The following is a 16195-nucleotide window of genomic DNA, read 5'->3' as shown; positions in this document are numbered from 1 at the left end:
GCGCGATTCCCGGATTCCGGGGGTGGCAATTTCCTCATGAGGAGCTATGCAGACAGATACTCTCAAATCGCTGGTCGTCGAAGCGCTCGACGAGCTCAAGGCGCAGGACGTGGTGGAACTCGACGTGGCCGAACTGACCAGCGTGACCGATGTCATGGTCGTGGCGAGCGGTACGTCCTCGCGCCACGTGACCGCCCTGGCCAACAACGTCATCGACAAGGCTAAAGAAGCGGGTTCCCGTCCTCTCGGCATTGAAGGGCAGCAGAGCGGCGAGTGGGTGCTGGTCGACCTGGGCGATGTGGTCGTCCACGTCATGATGCCGGAAACTCGCAAGCTCTATGATCTGGAGCGGCTGTGGGCTGATCTGCCGGTCGACGCGCAGCGCGCGGCCACGAGCGGAGAGCGTCAAGAGCTGCGCGGGTGAAAATCCGGCTGCTGGCGGTCGGTACCCGAATGCCGGCCTGGGTCGAGACGGGCGTGGACGAGTACCGCAAGCGAATGCCGCGCGAGATGCCGTTCGAAGTCGTCGAGATCCCGGCCGGCGCGCGTGGCAAGAACGCCGATATCGCCCGTGCCATCCAGGCGGAAGGCGATCGGATGCTCGAAAAGATTCGCGATCAGGAACTTGTGATTGCGCTGGAGGTCAGAGGCGCTGTCTGGTCGACCGAAACGCTCGCTGATCGGCTGGGTGATTGGCGTCAGAGCGGTCAGGACGTCGTCCTGGCGGTCGGTGGCCCGGACGGTCTCGATTCGCGAATCGTAAAGCGGGCGCAGGCACGCTGGTCACTCTCCGCGCTGACGCTGCCGCACCCGCTGGTGCGGGTGTTACTGGCGGAGCAGGTCTATCGCGCCTGGACGCTGCTGGTGGGCCACCCGTACCACCGCTGACCGCTGCACGTGCCGGCCGACAGCGTCGACGTCCGTGAGTCCGAGCCCCGGCGCGGTCGTTCCCTGTTTATCCAACGTCCCGCCGTCGGGGCGAGTCGTTCTCCAGTCAGAGAGTCAGTCGCTTGTTGCTACCCGACGCCCCAGCTCGACGCCACTCGGTCCTGCCGTACATTGCTTCCCGTAGCCCGGCGTCGCCTCGCCCGTTGTTTCTCGCTTGCCTGAGGCAGTGTCGCTCTCATGCGTAAGCGTCGCCCCACTGACAAGGATCACCTCCGGGAAAGCCGAGTCTTCCGCAATCGCTCGCTGCTCGCCGCCGCGCTGATCCTGCTGATGGCCGGCGGTCTCGTGGGGCGGCTGTTCTATCTCCAGGTCGTCAAGCACGATGTTTTCACCACCCGGTCCGACAATAACCGGATGCGGGTGGAGCCGCTACCGCCGCGGCGCGGGCTCATCTACGATCGCAATGGCAAACTGCTGGCCGAGAACCGGCCCACCTACAATCTCACCATCGTGCGTGAACGGGTCGATGATCTGGACGAGACGCTCGAACGCCTGGTGCAGATTCTCGGGTTGCCAGAGGACGAGGTCGCGACATTCAAGGAGCGGTCGAGGCAGCGTCAGCGCCCTTACCAGCCGGCGCTACTGATGAGCGACCTGACCCAGGACCAGATTGCACGGCTGGCCGTCAATCGGTATCTCCTGAGTGGCGTGGAGGTCGAGGCGCAGCTGGTGCGTTACTATCCCGACCCGATCGTGATGTCTCACGTGCTGGGGTATGTGGGTCGCATCAACGCCGACGAGCTGGCCGATCTCGATCCTGGCAACTACGCCGGCACGCACTTCATCGGCAAGACGGGTGTCGAGTACACCTACGAAGGCCAGCTACACGGCAAGGCAGGGTTGCGCAAGGTCGAGACCAATGCGCGAGGGCGCGTTCTGCGTGAGCTCGACCGTCAGCCGCCGGTCCCGGGCAAGGACGTGACGCTGACCATCGATAGCCGGCTCCAGCACATGGCCTACAATCTGCTCGACGGTCGCCGCGGCGCGATCGTGGCGATTCAACCCAAGACCGGAGACATCCTGGCGATGGTCTCGGCGCCCGGTTTCGACATCAACAAGTTCGTGACCGGTATCTCTTACGACGACTACCAGGGGCTGCAGCAGGACCCCGATTTGCCGCTCTACAATCGCGCCGCTCGCGGCCAGTATCCGCCGGGGTCCACGGTGAAGCCGTTCGAGGCGCTGGCGTCTCTGCAGAACGGTGTGGTCAAGCCGAACGACATCATCTACGACCCTGGCTACTTCAAACTGCCCAACGACGACCGCCGCTATCATAACTGGCTGCGCTGGGGGCATGGTCGCGTGGATCTCGAGCGCGCGCTCGAGGTCTCCAATAACACCTACTTCTATACCATGGCCTATCGGCTGGGCATCGACCGTCTCTCCTCGTTCATGCACGAGTTCGGTTTCGGCGAAGTGACTTCCCTGGACGTACAGGGCGCGTCAGCCGGTCTGATGCCGTCACGCGAGTGGAAGCGCGAGAAATACAACCAGGCCTGGTTTCCTGGCGAGACCCTTTCGGCGGGGATCGGTCAAGGTTACTTCATGGCCACGCCGTTGCAGCTCGCGGCCGCGACCGCAACGCTTGCCAATCACGGTCACTGGGTGCGGCCGCATCTCGCCGAGGATATCGGTGAAGAGGCGGTCAAGCCGCCGTTTGCCGACACCAAGCCGGACGTCAAGGTGGATCAGGATCGCTGGTGGCAGGATGTCTTCAAAGGCATGGAGGCGGTCATCAGCGGCCCCGAGGGAACGGCTCGCAAGGCGGGAGTCGGGCTTCAATACGACATGGCCGCGAAGACCGGCACGGCTCAGGTCTTCTCGCTGGGGCAGAACCAGAAGTACGACGCCGACGAGCTGGAGGAGCGGCTGCGCGATCATGCGCTCTTTATCGGCTTCGCGCCGGTGGAGGACCCGCAGATCGCCATCGCGATGATCGTGGAGAACGCCGGCGGCGGTATCTCCGAGCTGGGGCGTGAATTGACCGACGCCTGGGTCCTGCACGATGGCAAGCTCGACGACACCTTGCCGACGACCATCAACGAAGAGGTCGAGAGTCTCGATGGCGATTGATTTTCAACGCACCGCGCCGCGTCCGGCAGGTGCTCGCGTCGGTCGCAAGCGATCGATCTGGCTGCGCCTGCATCTCGATCCCTGGCTGCTGTCGATCCTGCTGCTGCTGGTTTCCTTCGGGCTGGTGGTGCTCTACAGCGCGAGTGGCATGTCGGAGTCGACTACGGTCGCCCAGGCTATTCGCATGGTGCTGGCCTTCGCCGGCGCGATCGTCATTGCCCAGCTGACGCCATCGACGCTGCGACGGCTGACGCCGCTTGCCTATGGCGTCGGCCTGCTGATGCTGATCGCCGTGGAGATCATGGGCGATATCGGCATGGGCGCGCAGCGCTGGCTCGAGATCGGCCCGTTACGGTTTCAGCCTTCGGAGCTGATGAAGATCGCGATGCCGATGATGCTGGCGGCGTATCTGCATCGGCGACCGTTGCCCCCCTCCTGGAGGGATCTGGTCGTCTGCGCGGTGATCATCGCGCTTCCCGTACTGCTGATCGCGCGGCAGCCAGACCTCGGCACATCCATGCTGGTTACCTGTGCGGCGGTCTTCGTCATTCTGCTGGCGGGGCTGTCATGGCGCTTCATTCTCGCGCTGGCGGTGATGGCCGGCGGTGCGGCGCCGCTTCTGTGGTTCAACATGCACGACTATCAGCGCCAGCGGGTGTTGACCTTTCTCAACCCCGAGAGTGATCCGCTGGGGGCGGGCTGGAACATCATTCAATCCGAAACCGCCATCGGCAGTGGTGGCCTCGAAGGTAAAGGCTGGGGGCTGGGCACCCAGTCGCAGCTCGAGTTTCTACCCGAGCGTCACACGGATTTCATCGTGGCGGTGCTGGGTGAGGAGTTCGGCCTCATCGGCATGGCGACCATTCTGGTGCTGTATCTACTGTTGATCTCTCGTGGTCTGGTCATGGCCAACAACGCTCAGGATACCTACGGTCGGCTGCTCGCTGGCAGCATCGTGCTCACCTTTTTCATCTATGTGTTCGTCAACATCGGCATGGTCACCGGGATTCTGCCGGTGGTCGGCGTGCCGCTGCCGTTGGTCAGCTATGGAGGGACCTCCAGCGTGACCTTGATGGCCGGCTTCGGTATTCTCATGTCGATTCATACGCACCGGCGGCTGCTCAAGCATTGAGATAGCGCGGGTCGCAGGCCACGGCGAACAGGTTGCAGCAGGGAGTCAGTCGCGCATGCCAAGGAAGTGGGCATTCAGAGCAGCATGTCGTTCGCGGTCGCCATCATCGGGGAAGCATGGACGTCCGGGCCTCATCGGGGTGAGCCTGCTGGCTTTGGCGATCTCCGCCGGGGCGGGCCAGTCTGTCGCCGCTGCGGACAGCGGTTTCGATCCCGATACACATCCTGACGTGCGCGAGATGCTCGACTCGCTGGCCCAGCAGGGGCTTCCGGCCGACAAGCTCGTGGCGACGATGCGCCAGGCGCAGCTCCGGCCTCAGGTGCTCGATGCCATGAGTCATGCCGCCGAGCGCCGCCTTCGATGGGACGAGTATCGCGATATCTTCATCCAACCGGCGCGTATTCGTCAGGGCGTCGCTTTCCTGCGTGCCCATCGTGAGGCGCTGGCTCGCGCACAGCGTGAATACGGTGTCGCACCCGAGGTGATCGTGGCGATCCTGGGTGTCGAGACGCAGTATGGTCGACACAAGGGAACGCACCGAGTCCTGGATTCGCTGTCGACGCTGGCGTTTCACCACCCGTCGCGTGGTGCCTTCTTTCGCGGCGAGCTGGAAGCGTTTCTCCAGATCACGCTGGGGCAGGGCGTCGATCCGACCACCGAAGTCGGCTCCTACGCCGGCGCCATGGGCTACCCGCAGTTCATTCCCACCAGCTACCAGGCCTATGCGGTCGACTTCGACGGCGATGGCATCAAGGATCTGTGGAACGATCCCGTCGATGCGATCGGCAGCGTCGCGAACTACTTTGCCAAGCATGGCTGGCAGCCCGATCGCGCGGTACTCGTCGAGGCCAGGGGGCCACATGAGCCGCCGTCGTCGATCGCCTTCAACCGTACCGAGCCGCCGGATACGTCGGTCCAGGCGTTGGCGGATGTCGGTATCGTGCCGACCGCAGGCGATCTCGAGCCGACAGATGACGTCACGCCGCTGGCGCTCGATTTTGCCGATGGCCACGTGCGCTACGTGCTGGGGCTTAAAAACTTCTACGTCATCACGCGGTATAACCACAGCCACCTGTACGCCATGGCGGTAGCGACGCTGGCTCAGCGTATCCAGACGGCGATGGAAGGAACGTCTTGATGCGTTTTCTCCATCATCGGCTGCTGATAGTGGCACTGCTTGCCGCGGTGCTAGCGGGTTGTGCGGGCGGCGGCGGGCCGGCGAGCAGCGGCCGCTATTCGATGGGGCAGGACGCCTATCCGGATTCGCCGGAAGACGTGTCGAACGTGCCGGATGCGGTGCCCAAGGTCGAGCCTCGCGCCAAGAGCGGCAATCGCTCCACCTACCAGGTCTGGGGCAAGACCTATCATGTGCTTTCGGACCCGACCGGCTACGTGGCGGAAGGCCGTGCTTCCTGGTATGGCGTTAAGTTTCAGGGTTACGACACCGCCAGTGGCGACACCTACGACATGTACAAGATGACCGCGGCGCACCGCTCGCTGCCGTTACCGACCTATGCCAGAGTGACCAATCTCGACAACGGGCGTCAGGTCATCGTCAAGGTCAACGACCGCGGCCCGTTTCATAGTGATCGCCTGATCGATCTCTCCTATGCCGCCGCGGCACGGTTGAACATCCTCAAGGGCGGTACGGGGCGGGTAAAGGTCGAGGCCATCGACCCGATCGTCTGGGCGCGGACCCACGGTCAGTCGATCGGTGGCCAGAGGTCGGGTGTCGCGGCGACGCGCTCTGCCGGCAGCGGCCGGGCCTCGGCGAGTAACACGAGTGGCGCCAACGGGGATTATGCCGCTCGCATCGATCCCGTTCTGGCTGCCGCTGATGACTCGCCGGCGGTGCAGCCCGGGCCAGTCACCACGGCGGAGGCTTCTCGCTCCTCTCCCGCAGCAGCGGGTTCCCGTTATCTGCAGGTTGCCGCGCTGGGCTCTGCCGCCAACGCTCAGGCCCTGAAAAATCGCCTGCAAGGGTTGCTGTCACAACCCGTCCGCATCGACAATGCAGCCTCTCTTTATCGTGTTCAGGTCGGTCCCATCGATGATCTGGCGTCGCTGGAGCGCGTTCGTACGACCTTGAATGACGCCGGCTATCACCAGACGTTTGTCGTATCGCCCACCCAGTAACCTCTGTTTTGTGAGAAATCGATTGCCATGAAAGCGTTGTTCACTTCGTCTTTTTCGCGCCTGGTCATCTCCGCGTCGCTATGCCTGGGGCTGCTTTCATCGCCGGTCAGCGCGCAGCAGCCGACGCCCGACAGCCAGATGCCGGCGGCAAATCCGCAGCCACAGCAGCTCATTCCGTCTCCGCCGGAACTGGCGGCTTCTTCCTGGGCGCTGATGGATGCCTCCACGGGCAAACTACTGGTCGCCCATGACGCGGACAAGCGCTTGCCGCCGGCCAGCCTGACCAAGATGATGACGGCCTATATCGTTGAACAGGAGATCGAGCGCGGCAGCATCTCCGATAGCGACAAGGTGACGATCAGCGAGAACGCCTGGCGTACCGGCGGGTCGCGCATGTTCGTGCGCGAAGGCACCCAGGTCACGGTCGAAAATCTGCTTCGCGGGCTGGTGGTGCAGTCCGGCAACGATGCCAGCGTGGCGCTCTCCGAGTACGTGGCAGGGAGCGAGTCGGCGTTCGCGGACCTGATGAACCAGCAGGCGCAGCGGCTGGGCATGAAGAACACCCACTACATGAACCCGACCGGGCTGCCGCACGATGATCATTACTCGACGGCGCACGATCTGGCGATTCTGGCGCGGCACATCATTCAGGACTATCCGGACCACTATAAGGTCTATTCCGAGAAGTACTTCACCTACAACGGCATTCGCCAACCTAACCGTAACCGCCTGCTGTGGCGTGATCCGGATGTCGACGGCCTCAAGACCGGCCATACCGATGCTGCCGGCTTCTGCCTGGTCGCTTCCGCCAAGAAGCAGGACACGCGATTGATCGCCGTGGTCATGGGCACCGAATCCGACGAAGCGCGCGCGGCCGAAACCCAGCGTCTGCTCAATTACGGCTTCCGCTTCTATCAGACGCGCAAGCTGTATGATGCCGGTTCCGTGCTCAATCAGGCGCGCGTCTGGGGTGGTGCCAGCGACACGGTGCGTCTCGGCGTGCAGAACGACGTCACCATGACCGTGCCGCGCGGTAGCGCCGATAATCTGACGGCGCGACTCAATCTGCCGGAAACCCTGCATGCGCCGATCCAGGCGGGCCAGCAGGTCGGCTCTCTCGAGATCAAGTCTGGTGACGAGGTTCTTGGTCAGGAGCCGCTGGTCGCGCTGGAAGGTGTCGAAGAGGGCAGTATTTTCAAACGCGTATGGGACAGCATCGTGCTCTTCGTGCAGGGGCTGTTCGACTGAGCGATGCTCGCATGACTCGCGGTAACACCAGACCGGCGCCTTGTGCGCCGGTTTTTTGATTTAGCGGATCGGTCAGCGAGCGTTGGCCGGCGAACCGGCTGATCGACAGTCGATCTGACGGCTTCGAGTTGGTGGCGCCGCTCATGTTGCGTAGAATGGTGGCAAATTGCCGCAATGTATCTTGCCATGACCCAGACACCCAATGACGTCGATCTGCCACGCCCCAAGATCGAGTTTCCCTGCGATTATTCGATTCGCATCGTCGGCGACGCAGCCGATGACTTCGTCGAGGCCGTCAGTGATGTCGTCGAACGACATGCGCCGGGCTTCGACCGCGCGTCGGTCAAGCTCTCCGATAGCCGTAATGGCCGCTTCCAGTCGCTTCGCGTCATGGTGCATGCCACGGGTGAAGCTCAGCTCGATGCGCTCTTTCAGGACTTGAAAGCCACCGGCCGCGTGCACATGGTGCTTTGAGCGACATGCTGCTCGAGTGCTATCGGCTGGGGCGCCGGGACTACCTGCCCATCTGGCAAGCCATGCGGGATTTCACCGACACGCGTGACAGCCAGACGCCGGATCAGCTCTGGTGGGTCGAGCACGAGCCGGTGTTCACACAAGGACGCGCGGGCAAGGCCGAACACGTGCTGATGCCGGGCGATATTCCGGTGGTGGCGAGTGATCGGGGAGGGCAGGTGACCTATCACGGCCCGGGGCAGATCGTCGTCTATCCCCTGCTCGACGTCCGCCGTGCCGGGCTCGGCGTGCGCGAGCTGGTGTCGCTGCTGGAGGAGAGCGTGATCGATGCGCTGTCGCAGCACGGCATCGAGGCACGGGCGCGGGCCGATGCGCCCGGGGTTTACGTCGGCGATGACAAGATCGCCTCGTTGGGATTGCGCATTCGCCGTGGCTGCAGTTTCCACGGTGTCGCGCTCAACGTGGATATGGACCTGGCGCCCTTCGCGAGAATCAATCCCTGCGGTTACGCGGGACTGAAGATGACGCAGCTGCGCGATTGGGTCGATGCTCCGCTGGCGCTCTCCCGGGAAGCCGACCGGCTGACGGCCTGCATTGCGCGACGTCTGGGCGCCGAGGCGCACATGCAATCCGAGCTACCTGCGGCGCTGATGCCGGTGGTGCCTGTCTGACAGTGCCTGCTGTCGGCACCAAACTTCAACGAAATATCAGGATGGTATCCATGACCGAGACGACCGTCGTGCAATCGCCCGAAATCAAGAAGCCGGGACGCGCCGAGCGCGGAGTGAAGCTGCGTGGCGCGGACAAGGTCTCGCGCATTCCGGTGAAGGTGATACCGACCGAAACGCTGCCGAAGAAGCCGGATTGGCTGCGGGTCAGAATGCCGGTGTCTCCTCAGGTAACACATATCAAGCAGACGCTCCGCAAGCATGGTCTACACACTGTCTGTGAGGAGGCGTCCTGTCCGAATCTTGGCGAGTGCTTCAGCGGCGGGACCGCAACCTTCATGATCATGGGGGATATCTGCACGCGGCGCTGCCCGTTCTGCGATGTCGCCCACGGGCGGCCCAATGCGCTGAACGAGAACGAACCGCGCGAGCTGGCCGAGGCGATCGCCGAGATGGGCTTGAACTACGTCGTGGTCACGTCGGTCGATCGTGACGATCTCCGTGACGGCGGGGCCGGACACTTCGCCAACTGCATTCGCGAGATCCGGCGAGACAGCCCCGATATCGAGATCGAGGTGCTGGTGCCCGATTTTCGCGGTCGAATGCAGGTCGCACTGGACATCCTGGAGGGCGAAGCGCCCGACGTGTTCAACCACAATCTCGAAACGGTGCCCTCGCTGTATCGCAAGGTGCGGCCCGGCGCCGATTACCAGTGGTCGCTCGATCTGTTGAAAGGGTACAAGGCTCGCCGCCCCGAAGTCATGACGAAATCGGGTCTGATGCTTGGCGTGGGCGAGACGGATGAGCAGGTGATCGAGGTGATGCGGGACCTCCGCGCGCATGACGTCGACATGCTGACGCTGGGTCAGTACATGCAGCCCTCGCGCAACCACCTGCCAGTCGATCGCTGGGTCCATCCGAGCACGTTCGACTGGTTCGCCGAGCAGGGCAGGGCAATGGGATTCAAGCACGTCGCTTCGGGGCCGCTGGTTCGTTCTTCCTATCACGCCGACAAGCAGGCACACGGTGTCGAGGTCAGGTGACGATGCCCGATCGTGAGCGGTGCGCGTGACATCGTTGAACCCAGCCAACGCGGGCCTGTCCGATGAGCCATCGGCGGGCCCGATCTGTTGCGTCTCGTAACAGAGAATCGTGACCAAACGTCAAATTGCTGCATCCGTTTCGCCGAGATCGTCGTATGGAAAGTCCGCGTTCGAGCGGATAATGGCGTCGGTAGCATGTTGTCTGGTTCTGGCTATGCCCGGTTGCGATGTCCTTCGATGCTGTATCGTCCTATCGAGAGTTCGCCATGATTGCACCCGATCTACCTCTGAATGAAGATTCCCGCCTCGCCACGCTCCGAGAGCTTCAGCTGCTTGATTCCGAGGCCGATGAAGGGCTTGATCGGCTAACCGAGCTGGCAACGCAGATATTCGATGTGCCCACCTCTCTGATCACGCTGATCGACGAGGATCGCCAGTGGTTCAAGTCGCGTCACGGACTGAGCATCTGCGAAACACCGCGGCGGATCTCGTTCTGCGGTCACGTCGTCGCGGATGGCCAACCCATGGTGGTGTGCAACGCGCTCAAGGATCCTCGTTTCGCCGACAATCCGCTGGTAACGGATGAGCCCTTCATCCGGTTCTACGCGGGCTACCCGCTATTCGTGAAGCCGGACATCTGCATCGGCACGATCTGTTTGATCGGCACGTTACCAAGGGCCTTCAAGGACGATGATCTCGAGCGGCTCGGTCTGCTCGCCTCGCAGGCCGAGGAGCTGATTCGCCTTCACGTGCATCGAGTGCAGGCGAGTCAGACGCTAGGCTGACGCGCCTCAGTCCTCCTCGGCCGGCAGGCATAGCAGCGTAGGCGTTTCGATCGGCGTCATCGGGGCGCGGAAGTGCGCGTTGAGCTCGGGGAGCAACTCACGCACGAACCGTAGAAAGAGCTCGGTGACCGGCGTGGGATAACGGTCCTTAGGGTAGACCGTGCACCAGGAGCGGCGCAATGGAAACCCAGGAATGCTCGGGCTTGCCAGCAGACCCGAAGCGATCTCCAGCTGAACGGCCAGGCGCGGCAGTACGGCAACGCCGAGATGTGCCATGACACCCTGCTTGATCGCTTCGTTGGTGCCGATCTCCAGCGTGTGATGCAGGGAGACGCGTTCGCGGGCGGCGAAATCCTCGAACGCGGTCCGAGCGCCGGATCCGGGCTCGCGCATCAGCAGATAGTGGCGCGCAAAATCCTCCAGGGTGGGCTTGGTCGCCGTCACCAGCGGGTGGCCCGGCCACACGACCGGAATCAGCTCGTTATCCAGAATCGGCATGAAGACCAGATTGGGGTCGTCCGGCACCATGCCCATGATCACCAGATCATCGCGTCGTTCTGCCAGTCTTTCCAGCGCCTGCACGCGGTTGCAGACCCGCAGCCGAATCTGCACTTCCGGATAGCGTGCGCGAAATCGCGCGAGAATATGGGGTACGACGTACTGCGCCGTCGACACCGCCGCGATGTTTAGCTCCCCACGAATCGTTCCGGCGAGCTCCGAAAGCTCCATCTGAAGACTCGATACCTGCCCGAAGATCGACTGCACCGAGGCGGCCAGCGCGTCCGCTGCCGGTAGCACGTGGAGAACCTTGCCGGCGTACTTGAACAATGGCTGACCCAGCGCCTGTTCCAGCTGTCGGATCTGGGCGCTCACCGCGGGCTGCGTCAATCCCAGCTGCTCCGCGGCCCGCGAATAGGACTGCTGCCGATGCACCGCCTGGAATACCTGAAGCTGACGAAATGTCAGTCGATTCAGTAGATTAGGTCGCGTCATCGGATCGCCCTCATGGTCGGCTATAAGGTATCCCTTATAGCTTGGCAAAGAAATATCAATTTTTCTATTGGTCCCCGGATGACTAGCGTAGGAGGCACGACAACGCGCCGAGCTAGATGCACGCCGGAGGGCAGACAATGTTCAAGAAATTGCTGATCGCCAATCGCGGTGAGATCGCCGTACGTATTGTACGGGCGTGCGCCGAGATGGGCATCCGTTCCGTGGCGATATATACCGAGCCGGATCGGTTCTCGCTGCATGTCAAACGAGCCGACGAAGCGCACTTCGTCGGTGATGACCCGCTGGCCGGCTATCTCGATCCACGGCGCCTGGTGAATCTGGCGCGCGAGACCGGCTGTGATGCGATTCATCCGGGCTACGGCTTTCTCTCGGAGAGCGCCGAGTTCGCCAGAGTCTGTGCCGAAGGGGGAATCGCGTTCGTCGGTCCGAGTGCTGGCGTCATCGCCAGAATGGGAGACAAGACCGCCGCGAGGAGCGCCATGCGTGACGCGGGCGTTCCAGTGACGCCCGGCTCGGACGGCAATCTCGCCGATATCGACGAGGCGCTGGTCGTGGCCGAGGAGATCGGGTATCCGGTCATGCTCAAGGCGACCTCCGGCGGTGGCGGGCGAGGCATTCGGCGCTGCGACACCGCCGATCAGCTCAAGCAGGCGTGGGATCGGGTCATCTCGGAGGCGACCAAAGCCTTCGGCAGCGCCGAAGTCTTCATGGAAAAATGCGTCGTCGACCCGCATCACATCGAAGTCCAGATACTGGCCGACGGGCACGGCAACGTGATCCATCTCTTCGAGCGCGATTGCTCCATTCAGCGCCGCAACCAGAAGCTGATCGAAATTGCCCCCAGTCCCCAGCTGACCCCGGAGCAGCGCAGCTACGTCGGCAAGATGGCGGTGCGTGCCGCGCGCGCCGTCGGTTACGAAAACGCGGGTACGGTGGAGTTCCTGGTCAAGGACAACGAAGTCTTTTTCATGGAGATGAACACCCGGGTTCAGGTCGAGCACACGATCACCGAAGCGATCACGGGGGTCGATATCGTGCGCGAGCAGATGCGCATCGCGGCCGGCGACCGCCTGGCCTATCGCCAGGAGGACATCGCGCATCAGGGCTACGCAATTCAGTTTCGCATCAACGCCGAAGATCCCAAGAACGATTTCCTGCCGAGTTTCGGACGCATCACCCGATACTACGCCCCTGGAGGGCCGGGCGTTCGCACCGACACCGCCATTTACACGGGTTACACCATCCCGCCCTATTTCGATTCGATGTGTCTGAAGCTGATCGTCTGGGGCATGACGTGGGAAGAGACGCTCGATCGCGGGATTCGCGCGCTCAATGACATGCGGCTTCAAGGCGTCAAGACGACAGCTCCCTATTATCAGGAAATTCTGCGTCATCCCGATTTTCGCGGCGGTCGTTTCGATACCGGTTTCGTGCCCGCGCATCCGGAGCTTCTGGAGTATTCCGTCAAGCGCAACCCGGAGCAGACAGCGCTGGCAATCGCCGCGGCCATTGCGGCACATGCTGGTCTTTGACAGCGGACCGGCGCACCGAACGTGATGACAATAGAATGTTTCGCTCAGGAGATGACTCATGAACGCCAACGCTGACGCCGTGAAAATCAGTGATGTGGTGCTACGCGACGGGCATCAGTCGCTCATCGCGACACGCATGCGAACCGAAGACATGCTGCCGATCTGCGCCAAACTGGATGCCATCGGCTTTCACTCTCTTGAGGTCTGGGGTGGGGCGACCTTCGATGCCTGCGTACGCTTTCTGAAGGAGGATCCCTGGGAGCGGCTGCAGTCGCTGCGCGAGGCACTGCCCAACACGCCTCTGCAGATGTTGCTGCGGGGTCAGAATCTCCTGGGCTATCGCCACTACGCCGACGATGTGGTCGAGCGCTTCGTCGCCCGCTCGGCGGACAACGGCATCGATATCTTCCGCGTCTTCGATGCTTTGAACGACCTGCGCAACCTCGAGACCGCCATGAAGGCGGTCAAGGCCAGCGGCAAGCATGCCCAGGGCACGATCTGCTATACCGTCAGTCCGGTTCACACGCTGGCAATGTATGTGGATCAGGCGAAGCGGCTGGTCGACATGGGGGCCGATTCCATCGCGATCAAGGACATGGCGGGGCTTCTGACGCCCTACGCGACGGGTGAACTGGTGGCCGCGCTGGTAGGTGCGGTCGATGTGCCGGTGCATCTGCACGCGCACGCGACTTCCGGGCTGGCCGCCCTGAGCCAGATGAAGGCAGTCGAGGCGGGGTGTCGTTACATCGACACCTGCAACTCCGCCTTCGCGGGCGGCACGAGTCATCCTTCCACTGAAGCGATGGTGGCGGCCTTCCAGGGCACGCCTCACGATACGGGGCTGGATCTGGTCGCGCTCAAGGAGATCGGTGACTACTTCCGCGAGGTGCGCAAAAAGTACGCGGCCTTCGAGAGCGAATACACGCGTGAGGACGTGAGCGTCCAGATCTGGCAGGTGCCGGGCGGCATGATGTCCAACCTGGCCAACCAGATGAAGGAACAGAATGCGCTGGGCCGGATACAGGATGTCTTCGATGAAATACCGCGGGTGCGTGCCGATCTCGGCTATCCCCCGCTGGTGACGCCGACCTCGCAGATTGTCGGCACTCAGGCAGCCATGAATGTGCTGACCGGCGAGCGCTACAAGTCGATCACCAACGAAGTGAAGCGCTATCTGCTGGGTGGCTATGGGCAGCCACCCGCGGCGGTCGACGAGGAAATTCGGCGCAAGGCGATCGGTAACGAGCCGGTGGACGAAGGGCGTCCGGCCGATCAATTGAAGCCGGAGATGCAGCGTCTCGCCAAAGAGATCGGCGATCTCGCCGAGAACGAAGAGGACGTGCTGACCTTTGCGATGTTCCCGGATCTGGGCCGCGACTATCTGAAAAACCGCCGCGACGGCAAGCTGGTGCCCGAGGCGATCCCTGCGCCGAGCAGTCCTTCCGCCGGGCGACCGGTCGCCGAAGGCGTGCCGACGGAATTCGTCATCGACGTGCACGGGGAATCCTACGAAGTGCAGATCACCGGCGTCGGTAGTGGCCAGGGCAGCAAGCGCCGAGTCTATCTGACGCTGGACGGCATGCCGGAAGAGGTCGTTTTCGAGGCCAAGGATGAATTCGTTAAGGAGACCAAGGGCGGCGGAGGACGCGCCAGTGCCAGCGAACCGGGTCATGTCTCCACCTCGATGCCGGGCAACATCGTCGAGGTACTGGTCGCCGAGGGAGACAGCGTGAAGGAAGGGCAGGCGGTACTGATCACCGAGGCGATGAAGATGGAGACCGAAGTGCAGGCGAGAGTCGGTGGCACGGTCAAGGCGGTCCACGTTGCCAAAGGCGACCGTGTGACGCCGGGGGAGGTGTTGATCGAGATCGCCTGACGGGCAGGCAATGATCGACGATCAATGAGAGAACGGGGCCGAATGGCCCCGTTCTACATCTGTGTTCGCGTCATCGATGCGGTCTCGCGTTGGATCGACCGAACGAGAACTCAGACGGGGTCTTCACCGTGACGTTGCCGGGCTTCCTCGATGGTTTCCTCGGCATCTTCCCGCTCCTCGGCGTTGGCCGCCTCGGGTTCGTTCTCGTCGGCCCGAGCCGGGTTGTGGCAGAGCGTGACGAGAATCGGAAAATGATCGGAGCCGACCTCCGAAAGCCTTTGCATGTTGACCAGCGTGAAGTGCTCGGTGACGAAGACGTGATCCAGCGGCCAGCGAAGCAGCGGATACTTGGCGTGGAAGGTGCTGTACTGCCCGCGGCCTCGTCTTAGGTCGAGCATGCCACTGACCTTGCAGAACAGCTTGCTGGTGCGCGACCAGGCGACGTCGTTGAGATCGCCGGCGACCACCGTAGGCAGGGCATGCCGGGCAATATCCTTGCCGACGAGCAATAGCTCGGCGTCGCGCCAGAGAGACTCTTCGCTTTCCGACGGCGCCGGCGGACGAGGGTGCACGGCGTGAAATCGGATGCGATCACCGCCTTTCAACCTGACCCAAGTGTGAATAGACGGGATGTCATCCTGTATCAGCCACTTGATCTCCGTCTCTTCCAAGGGCAGGCGCGAATAGAGGTGCATACCGTAAAGATTATCCAGCGGTATGCGCACCGCCTCCGGTAGTTGCTCGCCGATGGCAGCGTCGAGCTCATCTCCCCACCACTGATCGGATTCCAGCGTCAGCAGAATGTCGGGCTGATGTCGCCTGACGTGCGCGATCAACTTATCGGACTGATGGTTCGGCGTCAGCACATTGGATACGAGGATTTTCAGCTCCCGCTCGGGCTTGCGCTCGCGTGTCTTGACGACCATGCAACGGGAAAGCGGCGTCCAAGGATAGATGCGAACCCACTGGATGATCGCGGCGACCAGGCTCGACGCCACGCCAACCCAGTGCCACCAGGCCTCGGGTTCGCACATGAGCTGCAGCAGTGCGAGTGCGGTGGCGATGATGGCGATCTGCAGCAGCGGGAAGTCGAAGCTGCGCACGCTCCAGTGGCGAATTTTGAGATAAGGGATCAGCGTGATCAGGAGAACCAGCACGCCGAGCAGAGTAAAAAGGGACTGAAGCAAATGGTCGTTCCTCTTGACGGGAAAGGGCGCCGAGCGTGATCAGGTTAGCAGAGATAGGGACGATCACAGCCAACTGACG

Annotated in this window: 15 protein-coding genes; 13 read left to right on the top strand and 2 right to left on the bottom strand. The window is 62.5% G+C overall.

Annotated features, from left to right (window positions below; genetic code table 11):
• Nucleotides 1-46: 46 nt before the first annotated feature.
• The 11 genes from rsfS (at nt 47) to IE125_RS02915 (ending at nt 10507) form a co-directional block, all read left to right on the top strand.
• The gene (gene rsfS, locus IE125_RS02965; protein WP_189443075.1) at nt 47-424 is read left to right on the top strand and encodes a ribosome silencing factor; all 378 of its coding nucleotides are present in this window, start codon (nt 47-49) and stop codon (nt 422-424) included.
• Nucleotides 421-888, top strand: coding sequence for a 23S rRNA (pseudouridine(1915)-N(3))-methyltransferase RlmH (gene rlmH, locus IE125_RS02960; protein ID WP_189443074.1), 468 nt, complete (start codon nt 421-423; stop codon nt 886-888). The genes rsfS and rlmH overlap by 4 nt, the downstream gene beginning before the upstream one ends.
• Before the next feature lie 237 nt (nt 889-1125).
• Nucleotides 1126-3021, top strand: a complete 1896-nt coding sequence (gene mrdA / locus IE125_RS02955) for a penicillin-binding protein 2 (protein ID WP_189443073.1) — start codon at nt 1126-1128, stop codon at nt 3019-3021.
• Nucleotides 3011-4153 (top strand): rod shape-determining protein RodA, encoded by a 1143-nt coding sequence (gene rodA / locus IE125_RS02950; protein WP_189443072.1) that lies wholly within the window; start codon nt 3011-3013, stop codon nt 4151-4153. The genes mrdA and rodA overlap by 11 nt, the downstream gene beginning before the upstream one ends.
• A 139-nt stretch (nt 4154-4292) precedes the next feature.
• Nucleotides 4293-5291, top strand: coding sequence for a lytic murein transglycosylase B (gene mltB, locus IE125_RS02945; RefSeq protein ID WP_229808884.1), 999 nt, complete (start codon nt 4293-4295; stop codon nt 5289-5291).
• The gene (locus IE125_RS02940; protein WP_189443070.1) at nt 5291-6289 is read left to right on the top strand and encodes a septal ring lytic transglycosylase RlpA family protein; all 999 of its coding nucleotides are present in this window, start codon (nt 5291-5293) and stop codon (nt 6287-6289) included. Before mltB ends, IE125_RS02940 begins: the two co-directional genes overlap by 1 nt.
• A 27-nt stretch (nt 6290-6316) precedes the next feature.
• The gene (locus IE125_RS02935; protein ID WP_189443069.1) at nt 6317-7537 is read left to right on the top strand and encodes a D-alanyl-D-alanine carboxypeptidase family protein; all 1221 of its coding nucleotides are present in this window, start codon (nt 6317-6319) and stop codon (nt 7535-7537) included.
• Between the two features lie 186 nt (nt 7538-7723).
• Nucleotides 7724-8011, top strand: coding sequence for an HP0495 family protein (locus IE125_RS02930; protein WP_189443068.1), 288 nt, complete (start codon nt 7724-7726; stop codon nt 8009-8011).
• Nucleotides 8012-8016: 5 nt separating this feature from the next.
• Nucleotides 8017-8682: a lipoyl(octanoyl) transferase LipB gene (gene lipB, locus IE125_RS02925; protein WP_189443197.1), complete on the top strand. Its 666-nt coding sequence runs from the start codon at nt 8017-8019 to the stop codon at nt 8680-8682.
• Nucleotides 8683-8732: 50 nt separating this feature from the next.
• A complete protein-coding gene (lipA, locus tag IE125_RS02920) occupies nt 8733-9722 on the top strand; it encodes a lipoyl synthase (RefSeq protein WP_229808883.1) in 990 nt (329 codons plus the stop codon).
• Between the two features lie 266 nt (nt 9723-9988).
• Nucleotides 9989-10507, top strand: a complete 519-nt coding sequence (locus tag IE125_RS02915) for a GAF domain-containing protein (RefSeq protein ID WP_189443066.1) — start codon at nt 9989-9991, stop codon at nt 10505-10507.
• A 6-nt stretch (nt 10508-10513) separates the two neighbouring features.
• Here IE125_RS02915 and IE125_RS02910 read toward each other — a convergent pair whose 3' ends face one another.
• Entirely contained in the window at nt 10514-11500 is a 987-nt protein-coding gene (locus tag IE125_RS02910) for a LysR family transcriptional regulator (protein ID WP_189443065.1), read from the bottom strand.
• Between the two features lie 137 nt (nt 11501-11637).
• On the opposite strand from IE125_RS02910, the gene IE125_RS02905 reads away from it, so the two are divergent.
• Together IE125_RS02905 and oadA are read left to right on the top strand one after the other, a co-directional pair.
• Complete coding sequence (locus IE125_RS02905; protein ID WP_189443064.1) at nt 11638-13053, top strand: acetyl-CoA carboxylase biotin carboxylase subunit; 1416 nt, start codon at nt 11638-11640, stop codon at nt 13051-13053.
• A gap of 58 nt (nt 13054-13111) precedes the next feature.
• The gene (gene oadA / locus IE125_RS02900; protein ID WP_189443063.1) at nt 13112-14929 is read left to right on the top strand and encodes a sodium-extruding oxaloacetate decarboxylase subunit alpha; all 1818 of its coding nucleotides are present in this window, start codon (nt 13112-13114) and stop codon (nt 14927-14929) included.
• Between the two features lie 110 nt (nt 14930-15039).
• Here oadA and IE125_RS02895 read toward each other — a convergent pair whose 3' ends face one another.
• Entirely contained in the window at nt 15040-16116 is a 1077-nt protein-coding gene (locus IE125_RS02895; protein ID WP_189443062.1) for an endonuclease/exonuclease/phosphatase family protein, read from the bottom strand.
• Between the last annotated feature and the right edge of the window lie 79 nt (nt 16117-16195).

It is taken from the genome of Salinicola rhizosphaerae, assembly GCF_014652715.1.
GTDB lineage: Bacteria > Pseudomonadota > Gammaproteobacteria > Pseudomonadales > Halomonadaceae > Salinicola > Salinicola rhizosphaerae.
Note: the sequence above shows the minus strand (reverse complement) of the source record. Positions and strands in the feature narration are given on the sequence as shown.